General features: G+C 72.3%; 19 protein-coding genes. 8 read left to right on the top strand and 11 right to left on the bottom strand.

Annotated elements, in window-relative coordinates; all coding sequences use genetic code 11:
* The first annotated feature begins 135 nt into the window (after window positions 1-135).
* Genes ACTMTJ_RS32960 through ACTMTJ_RS32950 form a run of 3 tightly spaced genes read left to right on the top strand, consistent with a single transcriptional unit; the run spans window position 136 to window position 3,589 of the window.
* Window positions 136-330, top strand: coding sequence for a hypothetical protein (locus tag ACTMTJ_RS32960; protein ID WP_441222551.1), 195 nt, complete (start codon window positions 136-138; stop codon window positions 328-330).
* Between the two features lie 58 nt (window positions 331-388).
* Window positions 389-3,295 (top strand): helix-turn-helix transcriptional regulator, encoded by a 2,907-nt coding sequence (locus ACTMTJ_RS32955; RefSeq protein WP_441222550.1) that lies wholly within the window; start codon window positions 389-391, stop codon window positions 3,293-3,295.
* A gap of 15 nt (window positions 3,296-3,310) precedes the next feature.
* Window positions 3,311-3,589, top strand: coding sequence for a hypothetical protein (locus tag ACTMTJ_RS32950; RefSeq protein WP_441222549.1), 279 nt, complete (start codon window positions 3,311-3,313; stop codon window positions 3,587-3,589).
* On the opposite strand, the gene ACTMTJ_RS32945 is transcribed toward ACTMTJ_RS32950, so the two are convergent.
* The 3 genes from ACTMTJ_RS32945 to lipA form a co-directional block, all read right to left on the bottom strand.
* Window positions 3,562-3,885: a hypothetical protein gene (locus ACTMTJ_RS32945; protein ID WP_441222548.1), complete on the bottom strand. Its 324-nt coding sequence runs from the start codon at window positions 3,883-3,885 to the stop codon at window positions 3,562-3,564. The genes ACTMTJ_RS32950 and ACTMTJ_RS32945 overlap by 28 nt on opposite strands.
* Window positions 3,886-4,424: 539 nt before the next feature.
* Entirely contained in the window at window positions 4,425-5,489 is a 1,065-nt protein-coding gene (locus ACTMTJ_RS32940) for a cobalamin-independent methionine synthase II family protein (protein ID WP_441222547.1), read from the bottom strand.
* A 79-nt stretch (window positions 5,490-5,568) separates the two neighbouring features.
* Window positions 5,569-6,528 (bottom strand): lipoyl synthase, encoded by a 960-nt coding sequence (lipA, locus tag ACTMTJ_RS32935; protein ID WP_441222546.1) that lies wholly within the window; start codon window positions 6,526-6,528, stop codon window positions 5,569-5,571.
* 288 nt (window positions 6,529-6,816) lie between these two features.
* On the opposite strand from lipA, the gene aspS reads away from it, so the two are divergent.
* Window positions 6,817-8,067: an aspartate--tRNA(Asn) ligase gene (gene aspS, locus ACTMTJ_RS32930; protein WP_441222545.1), complete on the top strand. Its 1,251-nt coding sequence runs from the start codon at window positions 6,817-6,819 to the stop codon at window positions 8,065-8,067.
* Between the two features lie 150 nt (window positions 8,068-8,217).
* Here aspS and ACTMTJ_RS32925 read toward each other — a convergent pair whose 3' ends face one another.
* From ACTMTJ_RS32925 to ACTMTJ_RS32910, 4 genes are all read right to left on the bottom strand, one after another.
* A complete protein-coding gene (locus ACTMTJ_RS32925) occupies window positions 8,218-8,664 on the bottom strand; it encodes a cupin domain-containing protein (protein WP_441222544.1) in 447 nt (148 codons plus the stop codon).
* A 5-nt stretch (window positions 8,665-8,669) separates the two neighbouring features.
* Window positions 8,670-9,311: a lipoyl(octanoyl) transferase LipB gene (gene lipB, locus ACTMTJ_RS32920; RefSeq protein ID WP_441222543.1), complete on the bottom strand. Its 642-nt coding sequence runs from the start codon at window positions 9,309-9,311 to the stop codon at window positions 8,670-8,672.
* A gap of 57 nt (window positions 9,312-9,368) precedes the next feature.
* Window positions 9,369-9,581 (bottom strand): hypothetical protein, encoded by a 213-nt coding sequence (locus tag ACTMTJ_RS32915; RefSeq protein ID WP_441222542.1) that lies wholly within the window; start codon window positions 9,579-9,581, stop codon window positions 9,369-9,371.
* A gap of 114 nt (window positions 9,582-9,695) precedes the next feature.
* Complete coding sequence (locus ACTMTJ_RS32910; RefSeq protein ID WP_441222648.1) at window positions 9,696-11,471, bottom strand: DUF2079 domain-containing protein; 1,776 nt, start codon at window positions 11,469-11,471, stop codon at window positions 9,696-9,698.
* A 186-nt stretch (window positions 11,472-11,657) separates the two neighbouring features.
* On the opposite strand from ACTMTJ_RS32910, the gene ACTMTJ_RS32905 reads away from it, so the two are divergent.
* Genes ACTMTJ_RS32905 through ACTMTJ_RS32895 form a run of 3 tightly spaced genes read left to right on the top strand, consistent with a single transcriptional unit; the run spans window position 11,658 to window position 14,031 of the window.
* Complete coding sequence (locus ACTMTJ_RS32905; RefSeq protein WP_441222541.1) at window positions 11,658-12,617, top strand: nucleotide-binding protein; 960 nt, start codon at window positions 11,658-11,660, stop codon at window positions 12,615-12,617.
* A gap of 57 nt (window positions 12,618-12,674) precedes the next feature.
* A complete protein-coding gene (locus ACTMTJ_RS32900) occupies window positions 12,675-13,067 on the top strand; it encodes an SCO5389 family protein (RefSeq protein ID WP_441222540.1) in 393 nt (130 codons plus the stop codon).
* On the top strand, window positions 13,057-14,031 hold the full coding sequence (locus tag ACTMTJ_RS32895) for an LLM class flavin-dependent oxidoreductase (protein WP_441222539.1): 975 nt from the start codon (window positions 13,057-13,059) through the stop codon (window positions 14,029-14,031). The genes ACTMTJ_RS32900 and ACTMTJ_RS32895 overlap by 11 nt, the downstream gene beginning before the upstream one ends.
* Here the strand turns inward: ACTMTJ_RS32895 and ACTMTJ_RS32890 are convergent.
* From ACTMTJ_RS32890 to lpdA, 3 genes are read right to left on the bottom strand one after another with little or no spacing between them, the layout of a single operon-like run.
* Complete coding sequence (locus ACTMTJ_RS32890; protein ID WP_441222538.1) at window positions 13,973-14,875, bottom strand: TIGR01777 family oxidoreductase; 903 nt, start codon at window positions 14,873-14,875, stop codon at window positions 13,973-13,975. The two genes, ACTMTJ_RS32895 and ACTMTJ_RS32890, sit on opposite strands and share 59 nt — an antisense overlap.
* 7 nt (window positions 14,876-14,882) lie before the next feature.
* Window positions 14,883-16,769: a 2-oxoglutarate dehydrogenase, E2 component, dihydrolipoamide succinyltransferase gene (sucB, locus tag ACTMTJ_RS32885; protein WP_441222537.1), complete on the bottom strand. Its 1,887-nt coding sequence runs from the start codon at window positions 16,767-16,769 to the stop codon at window positions 14,883-14,885.
* A 39-nt stretch (window positions 16,770-16,808) separates the two neighbouring features.
* Window positions 16,809-18,188, bottom strand: coding sequence for a dihydrolipoyl dehydrogenase (gene lpdA, locus ACTMTJ_RS32880; RefSeq protein WP_441222536.1), 1,380 nt, complete (start codon window positions 18,186-18,188; stop codon window positions 16,809-16,811).
* Between the two features lie 164 nt (window positions 18,189-18,352).
* On the opposite strand from lpdA, the gene ACTMTJ_RS32875 reads away from it, so the two are divergent.
* The gene (locus ACTMTJ_RS32875) at window positions 18,353-18,685 is read left to right on the top strand and encodes a hypothetical protein (protein ID WP_441222535.1); all 333 of its coding nucleotides are present in this window, start codon (window positions 18,353-18,355) and stop codon (window positions 18,683-18,685) included.
* 10 nt (window positions 18,686-18,695) lie between these two features.
* Here ACTMTJ_RS32875 and ACTMTJ_RS32870 read toward each other — a convergent pair whose 3' ends face one another.
* The gene (locus ACTMTJ_RS32870; protein ID WP_441222534.1) at window positions 18,696-20,255 is read right to left on the bottom strand and encodes a leucyl aminopeptidase; all 1,560 of its coding nucleotides are present in this window, start codon (window positions 20,253-20,255) and stop codon (window positions 18,696-18,698) included.
* Between the last annotated feature and the right edge of the window lie 18 nt (window positions 20,256-20,273).

Genomic DNA, 20,273 nt, shown 5'->3' with positions numbered 1-20,273 from the left:
GTCTAAGGGCTGGGCGCGGTAAGGACCTTACGGCCCTAGGGCTCCGCCGCGGGCCGGGGTAAGTACCCCTCCCACCTGGAAGATCGGGCATCGCACCCATGCGCCGGCGCTGCCTTCGCGCGAAGAGTAATGGTCATGACGAACCTCGACGCACACTCCGCACTGACCCTTCACCGTCACCGTTCCGCCGAGCTGCACGCCGAGGCCGACCGGGTGCGCCTGGCCCGCTCCGTCGTACGCGGTGGGAACGGCCCCGAGCAGCCACGCTGGTGGTCCCGCGCCGGGCGGCGGCACCACGGGGCCGCCACGCGGGCGCCAGCGCTCTCCTGATCTCCGGCCGTGGGGCTCGTCACGGGGGCGAGCCCCACGGCTCTTAATCGTTAATGAGATGTCGGAGGGGCATGGCATGCTCGATCTCGTGACCGCCCGAGCCACAAGCTCCGTCCTCGTGGGTCGCGACGCCGACTTCGCGGCGCTGCGCGACGCGCTCAAGCGCGCCCGCGGCGACGAGCCCACGACGGTGCTGCTCGGCGGCGAGGCGGGGATCGGCAAGACCCGGCTGGTCGAGGAGTTTCGGCGCTACGCGCTGGGCGAGGGCGTCCGCGTCCTCACCGGCCAGTGCCTCGAGCTGGGCGAGGAGGGCCTGCCGTTCGCGCCCTTCGTGGCCGCACTGCGCGACCTGCTGCGCGGCGACGGCCCGGCGGCTTTCGACGGGCACGAGCACGAGTTCGCCCGGCTGTTGCCCGAGCTGGGCCCGGCCGGCCCAGAGGGGCTCGTCGACGCCAATCGGGGCTACCTTTTCGAGCTGGTGGCCGGCCTCTTCGGGCGGCTGGCCCGGGAGCGCCCGCTGGTCCTGATCGTCGAAGACATGCATTGGGCCGACCGCTCCACCCGCGACCTCATCGCGTTTCTGATCCGCTCGGCGCGCACGGCACAGGCGCTGCTGATCTGCACGTTCCGCTCCGACGAGCTGCACCGGGGCCACCCGCTACGGCCGTTCCTCGCCGAGCTCGACCGGGCCCGTGGCGTCGAGCGCGTCGATCTCGACCGGCTCGACCGCGACGGCACGATGGAGATCCTCGCCGACCTGCTCGGCGCCGAGCCCCGCCCCGCGCTCGTCGACAACGTCTACGACCGCTCCCAGGGCAACCCGTTCTTCGTCGAGGAGCTGGCCGTCTCCAGCGACCCCGACGGCTGCCGCGACCTGCCCGACACCCTTCGCGACCTCCTCCTCGCCCGGATCGACCGGCTGCCCGACGCGGCGCAGCGGGTCCTCCGGCTGGCCGCCGCCGGTGGTAACCGGATCGGCCACGACCTGCTCGTCCAGGTCGCCGAGCAGCCCGACCACGCGCTCGAAGACGCGCTCCGCACCGCGGTCGCCGCCCAGCTGCTGGTGGCCGGCGCCGACGGGGGATACGAGTTCCGCCACGCGCTGGTGCGCGAGGCCGTCCACGAAGACGCGCTGCCCGGCGAGCGGGCCCGCCTGCACGCCCGCTACGCGGCCGCCATCGAGGCCCGGCCCCAGCTCGTCGGCGCCGACCGCGCGCCCGCCGAGATCGCCCACCACTGGTATGCGGCGCACGACCACCCCCGCGCGCTCACCTCGGCGTGGGCGGCGGCGACGGCGGCCGGCAAGCGGTACGCGTACGCGGAGAAGAGCCGGCTGCTGGAGCGCGTGCTCGAGCTGTGGGAGCAGGTGCCCGACGCCGCCGACCGGCTCGGCATGGACCATCTCGGGCTGCTGGAGGAGACGCTGCTCGCCGCGTCCACGGCCGGCGACTACGCCCGCGCGATGAGCCTCACCCGCGCCGCACTCGCCGAGATCGACAGAGACGCCGAGCCGCTGCGCGCCGCCCGCATGCTGGAGCGCCGCGGCCGGCTGATGCGCGTGCTCGGCAAGGGCGACGGCGCGACCGAGCTCCGCACGGCGTACGAGCTGGTGCACGACGTGCCCAACGAGCCCGAGCGGGTGCTGATCCTGGCCAACGTCGCCACCCACCTCGGCAAGGTCGGCGTGGCGGAGGGCGCGCGCATCGCCCGCGAGGCGATGGCCGACGCCGAGGCGCTCGGTGACCCCGCGGCCCAGGTCGCGGCGACGCTCACCTACGGCCGCGTGTGCACCAACGAGATCTCCGCCGAGGCCGGCCTCGCCGAGCTGCGCAAGGCCGAAGAGCTGGCCCGCCGCACCGGCGACGTGCCGCAGCTGGTCCACGCGCTGGTCAACATCTCCGACGCCCTCTTCGAGGTCGGTGAGTACACGGAGTCCGCGCGCAACGCCGCCGACGGCACGGTCGAGGCCAAGCGGGTCGGCATCAGCCGCTCGACCGGCGCGTTCCTGCTCTCCAACCACGCCGAGGCGCTCTGGGCGCTGGGCCGGTGGGACGAGGCCGACGCGCTCTGCGCCGAGACCGCCCGCATCGACCCGCCGGGCACGCTCGGCCTCCACTGGCTCCAGATCCGCGCCCAGCTCCGGCTGGCCCGCGCCCACCCCGGCGCCGACGAGCTGGTGGCCCGGGCGTTGAGCTTCCTCGGCCGGCCATACCTGGAGCACCAGCTCGCCATCCCGCTGCACGAGCTGCGCATCGAGGCCGCCCTCCAGCGCGGCGACCTGCCTGGCGCGGTCGAGGCGGCGAAGACCGGGCTCGCCGTGCCCCGCGCCGAGGAGTTCCCGCGCTACATGTGGCCGCTGATGGTCGCCGCCGCCCGCGCCGCCGCGCTCGGCGACGACGAAGCGGTGGCCAAGCAGGTCCGCGCCGGGATGGCCGAGCTGAGCTCGCGACACCCCGCGCAGCGGGCGGGGGCCGCACAGACCCGCGCCATCCTGGCCCGCGGTCCCGGCGCGTTGCCCGCCTGGCAGGAGGCGGTCGCGGCCTGGCGGGTCGACGGCCAGCCCTACCCGCTGGCCCGCGCCCTGCTCGGCCTCGCGGAGGCCGCCGCGGCGGCCGGCGAGCGCGGCCTTGTCGGCGAGGCGGTCGAGGAGGCCTGCTGCATCGCCGACGACCTGCACGCCGCCCCCCTCCGGGAAGAGCTCGACACGCTGGCCCGCCGCGTCGGCCTGCGGGTGTCCAGCCGTTCCGCGCCCGACGAGCCGGAGCTGCTGACGGTGCGCGAGCAGGAGGTGCTCCGCCTGGTGGCCGAAGGGCTGAGCAATAGGCGGATCGCCGAGCAGCTCTACATCTCGCCCAAGACGGCCAGCGTCCACGTCTCCCGCATCATCGCCAAGCTCGCGGTGGCCAATCGGGTGGAGGCGGCCGCGGTCGCACACCGCTTGGGGCTGCTGGAGGAGCGTTCCTAGCTTTACCATGCGGGCATGACCGCGGAGACTCCCACACGCGCCGGCGGCGTCGCGGCGATGGTGATGGCCGCCGTCGGGGCCGTCGTCACCCTGCTTATCCTCGCCACCGCGGGCTACACCGTGGCCCTTTTCGCCGCGGACGACGAGCTCGGCAGCCTCGGCGGGTGGGCGCCAGCGCTCTCGCTGGCCGCGTTCGGCGGGCTGTCCGGTGTGGCGACCGTCTACATCGGCCGGCGCGGCATGCGCGAGCTACGCCGTGCGGCCACTCAGCCGGCGAGCGCCCGCTCCAGGTAAAACTGCCGGCACGCGACGGCCTCACCGTCGGCGCGGACGGCCTCGGTCACCAGGTCGGGCACCGGGCCAGGCGGGGCCGCACCGTCGAGCCTCACCCGCCAGCCCTGCTGCCCGGCCCAGTTGAACGCGGCGATGTCGGAGGAGACCTGCGTGCGGATCGTGTCGACCTTGACCCGCACGATGACCGCGACGAGCTTGTTTTCCACGGTCACCTTGTCGTCGCGAAACAGGCGCGACTCGCGCACCTGGTTTCTCACCTTCACCAGGTACAGCGACGCGTACTCCCACTTTTCCATCGGCCTAGCTCCCGGTCGCCGGCGCCGGTATCCACATCGTTGGATGCTAGACGTCGCTCCCGGCCTCTCGAGAGCTTCCGGAGTCGGGGCGCCGCATCCTCCAAGCTCGATTCAAAGACAGATTTGGGCTACCGCGACGCCCGTCGTGGTCCATGCCGTTGCTCCCGCGGCCTCGCCCGTCCGCCGCTGGTCGCGGCAAAGACGCCACACCGCGTGACGGTCGCCGTTGTCCGCAATGGCTCTTGCCGCGAACTGCGCCGAACCACAAACGGCGCAACCCTCGCTCACCTGCTTACGCTGTGTTATCCACGAGAGCCTGCGGTCCGCGTCAGCTATGGAGATCTAGGAGACTTAGGGCTGGTATGGCGCCCTAACTCTCCTAGATCTGGAATCCGTGCGCTGTCCCTGCCGCCGTCGCGCTTACCGGTTGCGACGGCACCCTGATGCCGGCCCCCGCCGCGGCGGGGATGTCGTGGGCAACGGCGACTGTCGCGCGGCCGGCGGGTGACCGCGACCTGCGGTCGCGGGAGCAGCGATCTTTAGACGCCCAATGCGTCAGCGGCCAGTGCGGTCCCCTCCACCCGCGCGCGTACCTTGGCGAAGGCGGTCTCCCGCGACGTGGAGGTGTCGTCGCCGAATGGCGCGAAGCCGCAGTCGTCGCAGGTGCCGAGGCGGTCCGGGGGGATGTGCTCGGCCGCGCGGAGCACGCGGTCGCGCACCTGGGCCGGGGTTTCGACCGCCGGGTCGATCGGGTCGGTGACGCCGACGAAGACCCGCTGGCCCGGGCGGAGGTGCGCGGCCACCGCGGCGAGCGCCGCGTCGGGGTCGGCCTCGCTGGCGAGCTGAACGTAGAAGACGCCGGCGTTGATGGCGAACAGGTCCGGAAGCAGCGCGGCGTATTCGACGTCGAGGCTGTGCGTGGAGTCCTGGTCGCCGCCGGGACACGTGTGTACGCCGATCCGGGCCCGCTCCTCGTCGGTGAAGCGGTCGAGCACGCGGTTGTTGAGTGCCACGAACGACCGCAGCACGCCACCCGACGGGTCGAGCTTGATCGAGAGCCGGCCCTCGGTGAAGTCGAGCTGGACGCGGTGCGCACCCGCGTCGAGCGCGTCGCGGATGTCGGCCTCCGCCTCGTCCACGAGGTCGTCGAGGAACTCTTCCCGGCTGTACCCGGTGATGGGGTCCTGGGGGTAGAGAAGGCTCAGCGCGGAGGGTGCGATGACCGCCTGCTTGACCGGCACGGACGCGTGTCGCTGGGCGGCGCGCAGGTAGTCGCCCGCGCGGGCCGCGTAGCGGAACGGACCCGCCGCCAGCCGGGGCAGCTGCCGGGTGTGGCCGTCGGCGAAGGGGATGACCGCGCCGTCCGGCGCGAGGTTGTCGAGACCGGCGAGGGGGTAGGTCACGAAGGAGGGCTTGGTCTGCTCGCCGTCCGTCACCACGGTCGAGCCGAGGGACTCCAGCGTCGCGATCGTGTCGCGCACGGCATCGTCGTACAGGCCGTCCAGGGCGGATTTGTCGATGCGGCCGGCCGCGTGGTCGGCGATACCGGTAAGGAGGGCGGCGGGTCGGGGGATGCTTCCGATGGGTTCCGTCGGCAGACTCATGGGGAGGAATCTAACTATCTCTATAGGATTCCTCAACACGCTTCGTCCGTAAGTCATCCCGGAGCGTGACATCGCGCCGTCAGCTCGAGCGGGCCTCCAGAGCCTGCTGGTATAGCCGGCCGGCGCGGTAGGAGGAGCGCACCAGCGGCCCGCTCATCACGCCGGCGAAGCCGATGCGCTCGGCCTCCTCCTTGAGCTCGACGAACTCCTCCGGCTTGACCCAGCGCTCCACCGGGTGGTGGCGCGGGGTCGGGCGGAGGTACTGCGTAATGGTCACCAGCTCGCAGCCCGCGGCGTGCAGGTCGCGCAGGCCCTGGGAGATCTCGTGACGCTCCTCACCCAGCCCGAGGATCAGGTTGGACTTGGTCACCATGCCGGCCGCGCGCGCCTGGGTGAGCACGTCGAGCGAGCGCTCGTAGCGGAAGGCCGGCCGGATGCGCTTGAAGATGCGTGGCACCGTCTCGACATTGTGGGCGAGCACCTCGGGGCGGGCGTCGAAGACCTCGCCGAGCTGCACCGGGTCGCCGTTGAAGTCGGGGATCAGCAGCTCGACACCGCAGCCGGGCTGGAGCTTGTGGATCTGGCGGACCGTCTCCGCGTAGAGCCAGGCGCCGCCGTCGGGGAGGTCGTCGCGGGCGACACCGGTGACCGTGGCGTAGCGGAGGCCCATCGTGGCGACCGACTCGCCGACCCGGCGGGGCTCGTCGGCGTCGAACTCGGCCGGCTTGCCCGTGTCGATCTGGCAGAAGTCACACCGCCGGGTGCACTGGTCGCCGCCGATGAGGAAGGTGGCCTCGCGATCTTCCCAACACTCGTAGATGTTGGGGCAGCCGGCCTCCTGACACACGGTGTGCAAGCCCTCGCGCTGGACCAGGCCACGCAGCTCGGTGTACTCCGGGCCCATCTTGGCCTTGACCTTGATCCACGGCGGCTTGCGCTCGATCGGCGTCTCGGCGTTGCGCGCCTCGATGCGCAGCAGGCGCCGTCCCTCTGGAGCGATGGTCACAGATCTGAGCCTACGCTCGCCGTGGTCACGCATGAACATTAGGCGACGAGCCTCACCCTCCCCTTAATGTGATGCCCACCACCGGTTTGTCCTGTTAGCGTGGCATGAGCGGCGTCGACGGAACCAAGTACCGCCCCGATCCGCCGGCCGAGAGAGCTACCGCGTGCTGTGAAGGTGGCCCGGCGCCGGGGCGTGAAGACACTCCTGAGCCGCTTCGAAAATGAGGCCCCTTCGGGGGTGAAGGCGCGGTGGCACCGCGAGTTCCCCACTCGCCCGCGCCCCATCGGGGATCGCGTTGCGCGATTGACGAGGAGGTGCCGCATGCAACGCATCCTTTCCACCCAGATCCATGCCCACATCGGCTCGGCCGTACGGGTCGCGGGCTGGGTACACCGCCGCCGGCTGCTGAAGTCGGTGGCTTTCCTCATCGTCCGGGACCGCGCCGGGCTCAGCCAGGTCGTGGTCACCGACCCCGGCGTCCGCGCCCAGATCGAGGCCGTGGGGGAGGAGACCGCCGTCGAGGTCACCGGCAAGGCCGTCGCGAACACCGCCGCGCCCGCCGGGGTCGAGGTTGTCGAGCCTCTGGTACGGGTGCTGGGCGCGCCCGCCGAGCCGCCACCGTTCGACCTCTTCCGGCCGGAGCTGGCGGCGACGCTGCCGACCCAGCTCGACCACGCGTCGCTCTCCTTGCGCCACCCCACGCGGGCGTCGGCGCTGCGCCTGTCGGCGGCGGCCGCGGCCGGCTTCCGGTCCACACTGGACGGCTTGGGCTTCGTGGAGGTGCACACGCCGAAGATCGTGGCCAGCTCGACCGAGAGCGGGGCGAACGTCTTCGCGATCGACTACTTTGGACGGCCCGCGTTCCTGTCCCAGTCGCCCCAGTTCTACAAGCAGATGATGGTCGGCGTCTTCGAGCGGGTGTACGAGGTGGGCCCGGCCTTCCGCGCCGAGCCGCACGAGACGGGGCGGCATCTGGCGCAGTTCACGTCGCTGGACGTCGAGCTCGGCTTCGTCGAGGACCATCGCGACGTCATGGCCGTGCTCACCGAGGTGATCCGCGGCATGGTCGCGGCGACCGGGCTGCCCGCCGTGCTGCCGGCCGAGTTGCCGGCGCTGCACTTCACGGAGGCGCTGAAGATCGCCGGCGCCGCACCGGACGAGCCGGACCTAGCGCCGGCGCACGAGCGGGCGGTCGGGGAGTGGGCGCTACGCGAGCACGGTTCGGACTTCGTCTTCGTCACCGGCTATCCGATGGCCAAGCGCCCCTTCTACACCCACCCCGACCCCGGCCGCCCCGGCTACACGAACGGCTTCGACCTCATCTTCCGGGGTGTGGAGCTGGTCACCGGCGGGCAGCGGCTGCACCGGTACGAGGACTATGTGGCGGCGCTGGCCGCGCGGGGCGAGCCGCTCACGCCGTACGAGTCCTATGTGGAGGCGTTTCGGCACGGGATGCCGCCACATGGTGGGTTCGCGATCGGGTTGGAGCGTTTCGTGGCCCGGCTCACCGGTGCGGGCAACGTGCGCGAGGTGACCGCCTTCCCGCGCGACCGCCACCGACTGACTCCCTAGGGCCCTCGCCGGGTCCGCTGTGGGGTGCGGTCACCCCTGGCTGTCGAGCTGCCCCGTTTGTGCGAGCGGCTCGACAGCCTCCCGGGCCGGTAAGGCGTGCGGGAGCAGCGGTCCGGACCACAGCGGAAATCGCGGTAGCCGATACAGGCCCTAGGGCAGCAGGTCGCTGTCGTGGGCGGCGTAGACGGCGGCTACCGCGGCCGGGTCGGGGGCGCCGCCTGGGGGGATTACCGCGCCGACGTCCGCCATGAACGCGAGGCCGGCCGGGCCGGGGGACCAGAGTCCGAGCACCTGGGCCGGCTCGTCGGTCGGGTTGGCGAAGGTGTGGCGCACGCCACGCGGCGCGAGGCAGAACGACCCGGCTGGCGCCTCGACCGGGTCGTCCGTGCCGTACGTCAGCAGGAGCATGCCGCTGAGCACGTGGATGCCCTCGTCAAAGCCGTGGTGGCGGTGTGGCAGCGGGCCGGCGAATCGGGGCGGCACGGTCATCTCGACGACCGCGAAGCCCTGCGTCTCGGCGAGCACGCGCATCGGCTGCCCCGCGTACGCGAACGTGCGCCCCTCGCCGGGCCGTACGACCAGCCCGTGAACGGACAAGGCGCCTACCCGGCGAGCAGTGTGCCCAGGTGGCGCTCGACCACCGGGAACACGTCGGCGACTGTGATCTGCCGGCCGAGCTCGGCGCTGAGGGAGCTGACGGCCGCGTCGCGGATGCCGCACGGGACGATGCGGTCGTAGACGGACAGGTCGCAGTCGCAGTTGAGCGCGAAGCCGTGCTGGGTCACGCCCTGCGAGACGCGGATGCCGATCGCGCCCACCTTGCGGTCGGGACCGCGGTCGTCGGCGGGCACCCAGGCGCCGCTGCGCCCCTCGATCCGTGTCGTGGCCAGGCCGAACTCGGCGCACACGTCGATGAGCAGCTGCTCGGTGCGGCGCACGTAGGCCACGACGTCGATCGGGTCGGGCAGCTTGAGGATCGGGTAGCCCACCACCTGGCCGGGCCCGTGCCAAGTGATCTTGCCGCCGCGGTCGACGTCGATGACCGGCGTGCCGTCCATCGGGCGGTCGAGCGGCTCGGTGCGCTTGCCGGCCGTGTAGACGCTGGGGTGCTCCAGCAGGAGCACGGTGTCGGGCTCGGCGCCGGCGACAACGGCCTCGTGCAGCCGCCGCTGCTCATCCCACGCCGCGAGGTAGTCGACGCGGCCGAGGTTTCGGTGGCGCAGCCGGGTGAGTGCACTAGTCACCCACCCAGCCTAAACCCGGGTAGGGGCCCGATCACCGGGTGTCGCTCACGTCACCCTTCAGGCCGCGGCCGCCTCCTCCCGCTCCCAATGGAAGCGGAATGACCGGAGCTCGTCCGCACGCTCCTGAAGGAGCTGGCTCCACTGCTCCTCGCCACGTGCCTTGGCCTCGTCAGCCTCGCGCTGGGCCTGGGCGACGACTTTCGCCCGATCGTTGATCAGGAAGTCGTGCATCTCCTTCAGGTGCCGGTCGATGTTGTCCCAAGGACTCACGAGCCCCACCTTTTCGTCGAGTCGTCCGAGCTGATGCTGCCTCTTCTCGATGGATTGGTGATAGTGCGCCAGCCCGGATTCGTAGCTGGCGACGATTCGGATCCGTGGGGCGCTTCAGGCGCGCCAGAGCCACACATCCTCGACCCGCTGCGGGGGGCCGAGCAGCTCGGTCGTGGCGCGTAGCAACGCTTCCGGGTGGGCCGGAAACTTCGCGCCGTGTACGTGATCGGCGAGCACGACGGCCTCCGCGCCCCAGTAGCGCAGGTCCTCGCGCGCGGCCGCCCGGTCGGCGTCGGTGATCGGCGGCACCACGCCGGTGCGCGCGACCTCGAAGAGCAGGTCGGCCGACGGGCGGGGGACCGGCCCGATCCGGCCCTTGCCGTCCGGGCCGCCGGGGCCGAGGAAGAAGCCGGCCGGGATGCGAAACTCGCCCTGCCGGTGCGCCAACGCGTACGTCTGCCAGCGCTGCCCGTCCGGCAGCACGTCGGAGGTGGGCGGCAGGGGGGCGAGCACACCGCCGTCGCTCACGTACTCCCGCCAGGTGCCGGACGTGACGAAGCGGGGGACCGGCTCGTACACCGAGGTGTGCAGCGGCACCGGTACGAGCGGCAACAGCGCGACGGCGAAGGCGCCGAGCCAGGCCGGCGCGGGCCGCGGGCCGAGGGCGGCCAGCGCGTAGGCGAGGACCACGCCGATCAGCGGGATCACCACGAGCGCCAGGCGGGCGGGTAGCGCGGCGTTGAAGACCGGCAGGGAACCCAGCGCGGCGTACGGCAGCGGGATGCCGGTCAGCCGCTCGTCGACCTTGAGCTCCGGCCCGAGTGACAGCACGAAGAACACCCCGGCGGTGACCGCGAGCGCGCGCAGCACCGCCCGCCGGCCCGCCTCGGCGCGCCGCCATAGCAGCACGAAGCAGGCGATCGCGAGCAGGAGCAGGGGGAGGCCGAAGAACGAGTTTTCCTCGGTGGGGTTGGGCGCGAGGCCCGTGCCAAGGCCGGCCACGCCGGCGAGCGAGCGCTCCGGGAAAGCGGCGAACGCGGCGAGGTCTTCGTTGTGCACCTTCGGGTCGAAGCCCGTGCCGTGGAAGCGCTGCGGGCCGAAGAAGTGCAGCCACAGCGGGTACGAGAGCAGGACCAGGGCCGTGCCGCCGGCGACCGCCAGACCGCGGAGGAACGGCGGCAGGGCCGCGCGCGCCTCGGCACGGCGAGAGAGCGCCCACACGCCGAGGAACACGCCGCAGGCCAGGGCGGTGAAGAAGAGCCCCTCGGCCGCGATGGAGAACGCGATCGCCACGAACACGCCGAGGATCAGCCCGTTGCGGCGCCAGCGGCCCGGCTCGCGGAGCGCGAACACCCGCCACACCAGCAGCGGCACCAGCCAGCCGGCGGTCCAGTTGAGGTGGGCGTTGGCGTGCGAGACCATGCCGGGCGCGAAGCCGCAGAAGACGCCGCCGACCGCCGCCGCGAGGACCGGTAGGCGGAACGCGCGGGAGAGCAGCAGGTACCAGGCGAACGCGGTCGCGGCCAGGTTGAGCGTGAGGATCACGACGAACGACCACTGTGGACCGGCGAGCAGCGTGACCGGGGCGAAGAGCACCGCGTACACGGTGATCGAGGTGTTGACCGCGAGGTTCACCCCGTCGGGGACGTTCATCAGGTGGGTGAAGAGCGGGTTTTCCGCGTGGGTGAGTGCGTGCGCCCCGAACGCGAGGAGCCACTCGAAGAGCGCCTGGTCGCTGGAGTTGACCTTGATCGTGCGGTGGTTGGGATCGGCCCACAGGCCGGCGGTGACGAGCACGGCGAGCCCCAGCGAGAGCGCCGCGACGGCGAGGTCCGGCCGGCGGCGTGAGGTGGCCGGCGGGTCGGCGGGCGCGGCCACGGGCTCGGTCATCGTCACGGCCCGCAACCCTACCAACGAACTTTTTTCAACCTGAACCGCGCGGCGCCCGCGCGTCGGGACGGACCGTAACTGGGCGGTGAAAAGGTTCGATATGCCGACACGCCCGAAAGTGCTTGCGCTGCTATTGGAAATGACATCCAATACGAGCAAGAGACGACAGCCCAAGGAGCCCGTACCGTGAAAATCGCTCTTGTCGGGAAGGGTGGCAGCGGCAAGACCACGCTGGCCGCCCTCCTGGCCCGCCACCTGGCCGGCAGCGGCGCGCCGCTGCTCGCCGTCGACGCGGACATCAACCAGCACCTGGCCGCCGCGCTCGGCGCCGCCGAGGACGAGGCCGTGCTGCTGCCCGCGCTCGGTGACCACCTGGCCGACATCAAGGAGCACCTGCGCGGGAGCAACCCCCGGATCTCCTCGGCCGCGGCCATGGTCAAGACCACCCCGCCGGGGCGGGGTTCGCGGCTGCTCTCGATCACCGGGGCCAACCCGATCTACGACGCGCTCGTGCGCGAGGTCGGCGGCATCCGGCTCGCGGTCACCGGGCCGTTCGCGACCGAGGATCTCGGCGTGGCCTGCTATCACTCCAAGGTCGGCGCGGTCGAGCTGCTGCTCAACCACCTGGTCGACGGCCCGGGGGAGTACGTGGTGGTGGACATGACCGCCGGCGCCGACTCGTTCGCGTCCGGGCTGTTCACCCGCTTCGACGCGACGTTCCTGGTGTGCGAGCCGACGCTGCGCAGCGTGGGCGTCTACCGGCAGTATGTGGGCTACGCGCGCGACTTCGGCGTCCGGGTGTACGTGGTGGGCAACAAGGTCGACGACGAGTCCGATGTGGACTTCCTCCGCGAGCACGCCGGCGACGACCTGCTGACCTGGGTGGGGCGCTCGGCGTACGTGAAGGCGGCCGAGCGGGGGCGCCCGCAGCCGCTCTCCGCGCTGGAGATCGCTACCCGTGACGCTCTGGACGCGATGCGTAAAGCCGTCGATGCTTGTGCGAAGGACTGGGCCACCTACACCCGGCAGGCGGTGGAGTTTCACCTGCGCAACGCCACCGCCTGGGCCAACGACAAGGTGGGCGAAGACCTCGCCGACCAGGTCGACCCGGATTTCGTGCTCGGGCCACAGACGCTGGTCCACTGAGCTCGGGCGGGGCCGTTCGCGACGCGAACGCCGCGCCCAGGACAGTAAGGAGAAAGAATGTCCCTCGACGTACCCGCCGCCCTGCTGGAGCGCGCCGAGAGCGGTCAGGTCGACGACGCCGAGTTCGTCGCCTGCGTGCGCGAGTCGCTGCCGTACGCCTGGGCGGTCGTCTCGGACGTCGCCGCCCGCTCGGCCGCGACGGTCGACGAGTTCGCCGACCACGCCGTGCCGCCGCCGAGCGAGAAGGAGCGCGGCCAGCTGCTGCGCGCGCTCGCCAGCGACGCGATCCGGGGTGGGCTGGAGCGGCACTTCGGCGTGAAGCTGGCGTTCCAGAACTGCCACCGGGTGGCCGCGTTCAAGCTGTCCGCGGTCGGTGGCGAGACGTACCAGGATTTCATCTCGCCGGTGGCGCAGATCCGCAACCAGTCGCCCGAGCTGCGTGACTGCTGACCTCTTCCTGCTCTCGGCGCATGGGGCCGCGGCGACCGTGGAGTACGCGGTCGCCGCGGAGGCCGCCGGGTTCGCCGGGGTCTGGCTCGCCGAGCACCACTTCATCGAGTACGGGCGCTGCCCCTCGGCCATCGCGCTGGCCGGCCTGATCCTGGGCCGCACGAGCCGGCTGACCGTGGGCACCGCCGCGTGCGTGCTTTCTAACCGCCACCCGGTCGCGCTGGGCGAGGAGGCGGCGCTGCTCGACGAGGCGTCCGGCGGCCGTTTCCGGCTCGGCGTCGGGCGCGGTGGCCCCTGGGTCGACCTGGAGGTCTTCGGCACCGGGCTGGCCCGCTACGAGCACGGCTTCGCCGAGTCGCTCGACGTGCTGCTCGACTGGGTGTCCGGCCGTGCCACGGTGACCGCGGCCGGGCGGCACTTCGCGTTCCGGGAGGTGGCCGTCGTGCCGCGGCCGGCCCGCCCGCTGCCGGTGTGGGTGGCCGCCACCTCGCCGTCGACGGTGGACATCGCGGCCGCGCGAGGGCTGCCGATGCTGCTCGGCGTGCACGACGACCCGGCCCCGCTGCTCGCCCGATACGGACGGTCCGATGTGGAGCACGCGGTCGCCCGCCTGGTGGCGCTGGGAGACAGCCGGGCCGCCGCCGAGGGCCGGCTCCGGCGCACGTTGCGGCCGTGGCTCGCCACCACCCGGGGGTACGTGCGCCTCGACGGCGCGCCGCCCCGCGACACCGACGCGTACGCCGAGCACCTGATCCGCACAAGCCCGATCGGGACACCGGCGGATGTCGCGGACGAGCTGCTGGCCACGGGCGCGTCCCGGGTACTGCTGATGGTGGAAGCGGCCGGCGACCGGGCGGCCACGCTGGAGCTGGTCGTGGCGTTGGGCGCGGAGGTGTTACCGCGCCTCAGCGGTCGTGCAGCGCGGCCTCGAGCGCCGCTCGCACGCCCGGCTGCCGAAACGTGAATCCCGCGTCGAGCAGCACGCTTGGGTAGGCCCGGATGCTCGCCAGCGCCTCGGTGCTCAGCCCGCCGAGCGCCACCCGCAGCGCGAACGCCGGGATCGGCATGATGACCGGCCGGTGCAGCGCCGCCCCGAACTCCTTGGTGAACTCGGCGTTTCGCACCTGCTCGGGCGAGATCACATTGACCGGGCCGGCGACGCCGTCGTGGTCGAGCACGAACGAGACGGCCAGCAGCCAGTCGACCATCGACACCCACGGCATCCACTGCCGGCCGTTGCCGAGCTTGCCGCCGACACCCAGGCGGAAGGGGAGCATCTGCGGCTTGAGGTAGCCGCCGTCGCGGTGCAGGGGTGTGCCGCTGCGCAGGCGCACCACCCGCACGCCCGCCTCCTCGGCCGGCGCCGTCGCCGCCTCCCACAGCTTGCAGAGGTCGGCGAGAAAGCCGGTGCCGGGCGGCGACTGCTCGTCGACGGTGGTGTCGCCGGTGTCGCCGTACCAGTTGATGCCGCCGGCGTTGACGAGCGTGCCCGGCCGCTCACCGGCGGGCAGCGCGGCCAGCGTGCGGGCGAGCGTGCCGGTGGAGTCGACCCGGCTGGAGATCAGCACCTGCTTGTAGCGGTCGGTCCACCGGTGGTCGCCGATGTTGGCGCCGGACAGGTTGACCACCGCGTCGTGTGGCGCGAGCGCGGCGCGATCGAGCATGCCGCTGGCGGGATCCCACGAGATCTCGCCAGGGCCGGCGTCCGGCCGCCGCACGAGCCGCGTGACCTGGTGGCCGTTTTCGGTGAGCCACCGGGTCAAGCGCCTCCCGAGGAAGCCGGACGCCCCCGAGATCAAAACCCGCATGAGCGGGTCAGGCCAAACCGAGGTCGGCCTCGAAGTGGCCGCCCTCCAGCCGCTCCTTGACCGCGCCGAGGAAGCGGGCCGCGTCGGCGCCGTCGATGATCCGGTGGTCGTACGACAGCGCGAGGTAGCACATCGAGCGTGGCGTGATGACCTCGCCGAGGTCGGGGTCGTCGACCACAACCGCCCGCTTGACCACCGCGCCGGTGCCGAGGATCGCGGACTGCGGCTTCGGCACGATCGGGGTGTCGAAGAGGGCGCCGCGGCTGCCGGTGTTGGTGATCGTGAAGGTGGCGCCGGAGATCTCGTCCGGGCTGATCTTGTTGGTACGTGTGCGCTCGGCCAGGTCGGCGATGCGCCGGGCCAGACCCGCGAGGTTGAGGTCGCCCGCGTCGCGGATCACCGGCACCAGCAGGCCACGCTCGGTGTCGACCGCGATGCCCAGGTGCTCGCCGTCGGGGTAGGTGACCGTGCCGCCGTCGAGGTCGATCGAGGCGTTGACGATCGGGAACCGACCCAGCGCCTCGACCGCGGCCACCGCGAAGAACGGCAGGAACGACAGCTTGACGCCGTGCTGCTGCTGGAAGTTGCCCTTGGCCTGCTGGCGCAGCCGGGCGATCTTCGTGACGTCGACCTCGACCACGGTGGTGAGCTGTGCCGAGGACTGGAGCGACTCGTACATCCGCTTGGCGATCGAGATGCGGGTGCGGGTCAGCTTTTCGGTGCGGCCGCGCAGCGGGCTCGGCTCGCTCTTGGCGGGCGCCGCCTTCTCCTGCCGCGGCTGCGCCTGTGCCGGTGCGGGGGCCGGCGCCGCGGCGGCCGCCTTCGCCTTCTCCGCCGCCTCCAGCACATCCTGCTTGCGGATGCGGCCGCCGACGCCGGTGCCGCTGAGCGAGGCGAGGTCGACGTTGTGCTCGCTGGCGAGCTTGCGCACCAGCGGCGTGACGTACGCGGTGTCGCCGCCGTTGGCCTGCGCGGTGCGGGCTCCCGCGCCGCTCGGCTGCGGCTGGGCGGGCGCTTGTGGCGCGGGCGCCTGCTGGGCCTGCGCCGGTGCCGGCTCGCGGGCGGGCTCAGGAGCGCGCTGCGGCTCGGGAGCCTTCGTCGCCTCGGCGGCCGGTGCGGGGGCCGACTCGGTCGCGTGGCCCTCCGCCGGCACACCGGCCGAGCCGATCACGGCGAGCTCCGCGCCGACGTCGGCGGTCTCGTCCTGCTGGACCTTGATCTCCAGGAGCGTGCCGGCGGCCGGCGACGGGATCTCCGTGTCGACCTTGTCGGTGGAGACCTCGAGCAGCGGCTCGTCGAGGTCGACGTTTTCGCCGACCTGCTTGAGCCAGCGGGTAACCGTGCCCTCGGTGACGCTCTCGCCGAGCGCCGGCATCTTCACGACGGTGGTGCCGCCACTCGATCCGGCCTGGCCGCCGCCGCTGCTCTGCGCGGGCGTCTCGTCCTGGTCGGTCGGCTGCTCCTGCGGCGGGGCGGCCTCGGCCTGGGCGGGTGCGGGCTCGTTTTCCTCCGCCGGGGTGGTCTTTTCGGCGGAGGCGGCCTCCTGCTGGCCCTGGTCCTCCTTGGCCTCCGCGGCGGCCTGCTCGGGAGCGGCGCCGCCGCTCTCACCGCCGCCGTCGCTCTCACCGCCGCCGCCGCTCTCGCCGCCGCCCTCCTCGTCGCCGGAGATGACGGCCAGCTCGGCGCCGACCTCGGCGGTCTCGTCCTCCTGCACGACGATCCGGGTCAGCACGCCGGCGGCGGGCGACGGGATCTCGGTGTCGACCTTGTCGGTGGAGACCTCGAGCAGCGGCTCGTCGACCTCGACGCGGTCGCCCTCCTGCTTAAGCCAGCGAGTGACGGTGCCCTCGGTGACGCTCTCGCCCAGGCGGGGCATGGGGACGGATACCGGCATCTTTCCAGACTCCTTCAAAGGCTCCGCGGGAAACTCTGATCAGGCGTGTGCGTGCAGGGGCTTGCCCGCGAGCGCGAGGTGGGCCTCGCCGAGCGCCTCGTTCTGCGTGGGGTGTGCGTGTACGAGCTGGGCGACCTCCGCCGGGTAGGCCTCCCAGTTGTAGATGAGCTGCGCCTCGCCGACCAGCTCACCGACCCGGGCGCCGACCATGTGCACGCCGACCACGGGGCCGTCCGCCACCCGGACCAGCTTGACGAAGCCCTGGGTGCGCAGGATCTGGCTCTTGCCATTGCCGCCGAGGTTGTAGTTGTACGCCTGGACCTTGTCGGCGCCGTACTTCTCCTTGGCCTTCGCCTCGGTCAGGCCCATGGAGGCGACCTCGGGGTCGGAGTAGGTGACGCGCGGGATGCCGGCCTCGTCGATCGGCGCCGGGTGCTGGCCCGCGATCTCCTCGGCCACGAAGATGCCCTGCTGGAAGCCGCGGTGGGCGAGCTGGAGGCCGGGCACGATGTCACCGACCGCGAAGACGTTGGGGACGCTGGTGCGCAGGCGCTCGTCGGTGAGGACGAAGCCGCGCTCCATCTTCACGCCCTGCTCCTCGTAGCCGAGGCCGTCTGTCGTGGGGCCGCGCCCGACCGCGACGAGCAGCAGCTCGGCCTCGAGCGTCTCGCCGCCGGCGATCGTCACCCGCACGCCGCCCTCGGTCTGCTCGACCTTCTCGAACGGCTTGCCGGTCTTGAAGCCGATGCCGCGCTTGCGGAACGCCCGCTCGACCGCCTTCGACACCTCTTCGTCTTCGGCGGCGACAAGCCGGGGCAGCGCCTCGACGATAGTGACCTCGCTGCCGAGCGAGCGCCACGCGCTGGCGAACTCGACGCCGATCACGCCGCCGCCCAGCACGATCGCGGAGGCGGGGACCCGGTCGAGGTTGAGCGCGTGCTCGCTGGAGATGACCCGCTTGCCGTCCAGCTCGAGGCCGGGAAGCGTCCGCGAGTAGGAGCCGGTGGCCAGCACGACGTTGCGCCCCGTGTAGCGGGTGCCGTCGACCTCCACGGTGTCCGGCGCGACGAGGCGGCCGGCGCCCTCGACATACGTGATCTTGGCAGCCTTGACCAGGCCCTGTAGGCCTTTGTAGAGCTTGGCGACGACGCCGTCCTTGTACGCGTTGACCCCCGCCATGTCGACGCCGATCAGCTCGGCCTTGATGCCGAACGCGTCGGACTCGCGGGTCTGGTCGGCGACCTCGCCGGCGTGGAGCAACGCCTTGGTGGGGATGCAGCCGCGGTGCAGACAGGTGCCCCCGAGCTTGTCCTTTTCGACAAGAACGACCGAAAGGTCTAGTTGTGCGGCTCGCAGGGCTGTGGCATAACCGCCGCTGCCGCCTCCGAGAATGACTACGTCGAAGGTCTCGCCGCTCATATTCAACTCCCAGGTCGCATCGTTGCTACGCGGGTCTACGCTGTGAAATCCCCCGGCCATCTTGTCACTTGCGGGGCCGTCACGCGTCACCGAGGTGCCCAACGACACGTCCCCGGGACGTACGCTTGCCGCATTCATCGACGGGGCGCGGAAGGAGAAAGCCGGTGGCCTGGTTTCGTCGGCGCAAGGATTCGGGCGGCGCGCCGGGTCATCGCGGGGCGAATCGTGCCGATCTGGAGCACCTTGAGGAGTTTGTCCGGTCGCGGCGTGGGGTGGAGGCTTTCATCGAGCCACGCACCACGGTGACCGAGACGACCGTGCTCCTCATCGCCCACGACGGTGAATGGACCCGGCGGCGCATCGACAGCCCGGAGGGGGCGCGGCGGTTCGCCCACCGGCTGGCGATCCCGATCTACGACGTCGCGCTGGTCGGCTATCCCCAGCGCATGCGCGACTACAACGAGCGCCGCAAGAAGGCCGCCGGGGGCGCGGTCTAGCCGGCTCCGGTCAGCCGGCGGTGGCGATCTCGTCGATCAGCGTCAGCAGGGTGCGGACCGGTACGCCGGTGCCGCCCTTGGCCCAGTAGCCCGTCGGCTCGCCGGAGTGGTAGCTGGGGCCGGCGATGTCGATGTGGGCCCACGGCACGTCGTCGGCGACGAACTCGCGCAGGAACACGCCGCCCTGGAGCATGTGGCCGGCGCGGTCCATGCCGGCGTTGACCTGCGAGATGTCGGCGACCTCGGAGTCCATGCCCTTGCGGACGTCTTCGGGCAGCGGCATCGGCCACGCGGGCTCGCCGACCTGCTCGCCGGCGGCCTTGACCCGCTCGCACAGGTCGGCGGTGCCCATCACGCCGGCAACGCGCTTGCCCAGCGCGACCACCTGGCCGCCGGTCAGCGTGGACGTCTCGAAGAGGTAGTCGCAGCCGTCTTCGCAGGCGCGGGCCATCGCGTCGCCGAGGATCATGCGGCCCTCGGCGTCGGTGTTGAGGACCTCGACGCGCTTGCCGTTGCGCATCGTGACCACGTCGCCGGGGCGGTACGCGGTCGCGGAGGCCATGTTTTCGGCCATCGGCACGTACGCGGTGACCGCCACCGATGGCTTGAGCGCGGCTACCGCGAGCATCACGGCGGTGACCGCGGCCGCGCCGGCCATGTCGGACTTCATCTCCCACATGCCCTGCGCCGGTTTGATGGAGAAGCCGCCGGTGTCGAACGTGATGCCCTTGCCCACGAGCGCCACCCGGCGGGGCGCGTCGCCGGACGACGATGGCGTGTACGACAGGCGCACCATCCGCGGCGGTGCCGACGAGCCGAGCCCCACCGCGAGGATGCCGCCGTAGCCGCCCTCGCGCAGCGCCTCCTCGTCGAGCACCTCGACCGCCAGCCCGGCCTCGCCCGCGGCGGCCGCCACCGCGTCGGCGAACTGGGGTGGGCGCAGCTCGTTCGGCGGGGTGTTGACCCAGTCGCGGGCCTGCGCGACCGCCCGCGCCACCACCCCGGCGCGGGTGATCTCCGCCTCGGCGGCCGGCTCCGCCGCGTCGGGCACGTGCACCACCACCGCGCCCACGGGTGCCCGGCGGCCCGGCTGGGGCTTCGTCTTGTACCCGGTGAACCGGTAGGCACCCAGCAGCGCGCCCTCGGCGACGGCGCGCAACGCGGCGGGCGCGTCCTCGTCGTCGGGGAGCGGGAGGCTGAGCGCGACCGTGCCGGCGCCGGCGAGCGCGCGGATCGAGGCGCCGCTGGCCCGCCGCAGCGTCTCCGGCGGTGGGGCGGCGCCGGTCGGCTCCGGGCCGAGGCCCACGGCCGCGACGACCGGTGCGGTGATCGTGCCGAGGGTGGCCAGCTTGGTCACCTCGCCGGGCGCGCCGGTGGCGCCGAGCAGCGCGAGCGTGCCGGTGAGCCGCCCGTCGAACGCCGCGACGATGCTCTCCGCGCCGCTGGCCAGCAGGAGGCTGCCGCCGTCCCCGTCTCCGTTCACGCTGTGCACGCCGATCACGATCGCATCGACGGCGAGCTCGGCGGGATCGGTGTCGACCAGGCTCAGGGTCGGGATGGGGGAGGTCACTCGGCGGCTCCGGCGGGT

The sequence above is a fragment of the Phytohabitans sp. LJ34 genome (assembly GCF_052068095.1).
GTDB lineage: Bacteria > Actinomycetota > Actinomycetes > Mycobacteriales > Micromonosporaceae > Phytohabitans.
Note: the sequence above shows the minus strand (reverse complement) of the source record. Positions and strands in the feature narration are given on the sequence as shown.

Excerpts from the sequence above, each read along its gene's own strand:
- lipA (WP_441222546.1), bottom strand. The coding sequence starts at position 6,528 with ATGCGTGACCACGGCGAGCGTAGGCTCAGATCTGTGACCATCGCTCCA.
- ACTMTJ_RS32890 (WP_441222538.1), bottom strand. The coding sequence starts at position 14,875 with ATGCGGGTTTTGATCTCGGGGGCGTCCGGCTTCCTCGGGAGGCGCTTG.
- sucB (WP_441222537.1), bottom strand. The coding sequence starts at position 16,769 with ATGCCGGTATCCGTCCCCATGCCCCGCCTGGGCGAGAGCGTCACCGAG.
- lpdA (WP_441222536.1), bottom strand. The coding sequence starts at position 18,188 with ATGAGCGGCGAGACCTTCGACGTAGTCATTCTCGGAGGCGGCAGCGGC.
- ACTMTJ_RS32960 (WP_441222551.1), top strand. The coding sequence starts at position 136 with ATGACGAACCTCGACGCACACTCCGCACTGACCCTTCACCGTCACCGT.
- aspS (WP_441222545.1), top strand. The coding sequence starts at position 6,817 with ATGCAACGCATCCTTTCCACCCAGATCCATGCCCACATCGGCTCGGCC.
- ACTMTJ_RS32940 (WP_441222547.1), bottom strand. The coding sequence starts at position 5,489 with ATGAGTCTGCCGACGGAACCCATCGGAAGCATCCCCCGACCCGCCGCC.
- ACTMTJ_RS32950 (WP_441222549.1), top strand. The coding sequence starts at position 3,311 with ATGACCGCGGAGACTCCCACACGCGCCGGCGGCGTCGCGGCGATGGTG.
- ACTMTJ_RS32910 (WP_441222648.1), bottom strand. The coding sequence starts at position 11,471 with ATGACCGAGCCCGTGGCCGCGCCCGCCGACCCGCCGGCCACCTCACGC.
- ACTMTJ_RS32955 (WP_441222550.1), top strand. The coding sequence starts at position 389 with ATGTCGGAGGGGCATGGCATGCTCGATCTCGTGACCGCCCGAGCCACA.
- ACTMTJ_RS32900 (WP_441222540.1), top strand. The coding sequence starts at position 12,675 with ATGTCCCTCGACGTACCCGCCGCCCTGCTGGAGCGCGCCGAGAGCGGT.
- ACTMTJ_RS32945 (WP_441222548.1), bottom strand. The coding sequence starts at position 3,885 with ATGGAAAAGTGGGAGTACGCGTCGCTGTACCTGGTGAAGGTGAGAAAC.